The 2,353-nt window shown below is 61.1% G+C and carries 2 protein-coding genes; both read right to left on the bottom strand.

Features of this window, described 5'->3' with window-relative positions:
- Positions 1–2,044 (bottom strand): condensation domain-containing protein (locus tag NFX52_RS29805; protein ID WP_252635978.1); only part of this gene is annotated, 2,044 nt, incomplete at its 3' end.
- A gap of 4 nt (positions 2,045–2,048) precedes the next feature.
- Positions 2,049–2,353, bottom strand: a 305-nt coding sequence (locus NFX52_RS29800; RefSeq protein WP_156358541.1) for a phosphopantetheine-binding protein, incomplete at its 5' end; no start/stop codon positions are given.

The following is a 2,353-nucleotide window of genomic DNA, read 5'->3' as shown; positions in this document are numbered from 1 at the left end:
CCTGGCTCGCATCTGCCGGCAGATCGACCCGCTCCAGCACCGCCTGCACGTAGTTTGCAAGCGCACCACGACTAATGACCACGCCCTTGGGCTGCCCCGTGGAACCCGAGGTGTAAATGACATAGGCGGCCTGGGCGGGATGCGGCTCGATCGGAGGGAGCGTCTTCCGGCTCGGTGCCGTACCGAACGCCAGCTCGATCAGTGGTACCGACACCTGCCAGCCCGGTGTCTGGGTGGACAGCAAGACTTGCACGCCACTGTCGTCCGTCTGGTAGGCAAGACGCTGCGGCGGCAACTGCGGATCCAGTGGCACGTAGGCGGCCCCCGCCTTGAGTGCCGCAAGTACGCCCAGCGCGAACTCGCACGAACGCTCGGAATGAATGCCGACCCTGGCCTCCGAACCGACGCCGTGCGCCATCAACTCGGCCGCGAGTTGATCTGCGTGGGTATCGAGCTCCGCGTAGCTATAAGCGCGATCGTCGCAGCGGACGGCGCTGCGATCCGGGAAACGACGCACCGAGTCGTTCCACATATTCAGCACATCCGTATGAATGAACGAGCGACTCTCGCCTTCCAGATGAGCAAACGGTTCTCCGACATCCGCGCAGCTCAGCGGAGCGCCGGGGGACATGACGACATATCCGGCCAGCGCAGAAAAGGCCCGCACAAAACGCGTGATGGTGGCCTCGTCGAACAAGTCCTTCGAGTACACAAATACTGCCTCGATGCGGGCGGATCCGTCGACGAAATCCAGGCTCAGGTCGAAGTGAGCATCACCCACCGACAGGCCATCAGCCTCGATTTCCAATCCCGGTAAGCGCCACACGGTCGGAATATCGTCCTGCTGGGTGCATTTCACCTGAAACAGCGGATGCACGCCCACCTGACGCTCGGGCTGCAACGTGTCGACCAGCAGATCGAAGGGCAGATCGGGATGAGCATGCGCCTCGAGAACGGTTTCCCGTACCGCCCCGAGCAGGTCCGCAAAAGTTCCGGATAGCTCGACCCGGGTACGCAGGACCAACACATTGGTGAGGTATGCGACCATACCGCGCGTCTCGGGACGCTGGCGGTTGGCGATCGGTGCCCCTACGCACACGTTACTCTGGCTGCTGAATCGGCAAAGCAGCAGCTTGAACAGCGCCAGCATCACCATGAACAGTGATACGCCATGCTCGCGGGCCAGCGCCCGAAGCCCACGGCTCAGTGCGTCGGGCAGGCAAAACTCGTGTCGCCCCTCTTTCGAGCTTTGTATTGCGCCTCTCGGACGATCAAACGGCAGTTCTAGCGGCGAGTGCTCGCTACCGAGACGAGCGTGCCAATAGGTAAGCTGGCGATCTTTCTCGCCGGCTTCGAACCAATTGCGCTGCCAAACGACATAGTCAGCGAACTGTATCGGCAACGATTCCAGTTTTTCCACATTCCGTCCGCACTCACTCTGATAGAGAACCAGAAGTTCGTCGATCAGTATGCGAACGGACACACCGTCGCCTGCGATGTGGTGCAGCACAATGCCCAGCACATGCTCTTCCTCGCCGAGCTTCCACAATCTTGCCCGCAATGGCGGCTCAGCGTCGAGTCGAAAAGGCGCTCGATCAAAATCCTGCTGCAATCGCTGCAACCCTTGAGTGCGATTCTGTTCGGGCAGCTGGGACAGGTCCTCCACTTCGGTCTTGACCACATCCGGCGGCAGGATCACCAGATGGGGTTCATCATCGCTGTCGACGCGGAAAACGGTCCGTAGCGTCTCATGCCGCTCAACCAAGTTCTGCACCGCAGTCAACAACGCGCCGACGTTCAGTCCCCCTCTGAAACGCAACATGCCGGCCATGTTGTAGGCAGGACTGTGCGGATCCAGCTTCCAGGTCAACCACAGACCACGCTGCGCATACGAGATTGGAAGCTTCCCGCTCCTGTCTGCCGGCACGATGGGTAGCTCCGCAAAACTCAAACCTGCTTTCCGAAGCTTGGCCAAGAAACCACGCCGGCCTTCCGGGGTCAGTGCCGCGAAACGGTGGGCAACGCGTTGATCGTCGAGTTCCATCACTTCACACCTCGAATTCGCTCATCAGAATGTCCATCTGCGTCAGCCGGTTGGTTCGCGAGCCACTTCCAAGCAACCGTTCCGTCGGCAGCCGTGATGCAAACGCCTGAAGCGTGGGTACGTCGAAGAAAGTCCGCACCGGAATTTCGCAGGCGTAGCGATTAGCCAAGAGCGCGGCCACTTGCACAGCCAGCAGCGAATGCCCGCCGAGCTCGAAGAAGTTGTCGTGCCGGCCCACGCGCTCGACCCGCAGAACCTCGGCCCAGATTGCCGCCAGCGTCTCTTCCACGTCGCCCTGCGGCGGCTCGT

This window comes from Acidovorax facilis (assembly GCF_023913775.1).
GTDB classification, from domain to species: Bacteria; Pseudomonadota; Gammaproteobacteria; order Burkholderiales; family Burkholderiaceae_C; genus Acidovorax; species Acidovorax facilis.
Note: the sequence above shows the minus strand (reverse complement) of the source record. Positions and strands in the feature narration are given on the sequence as shown.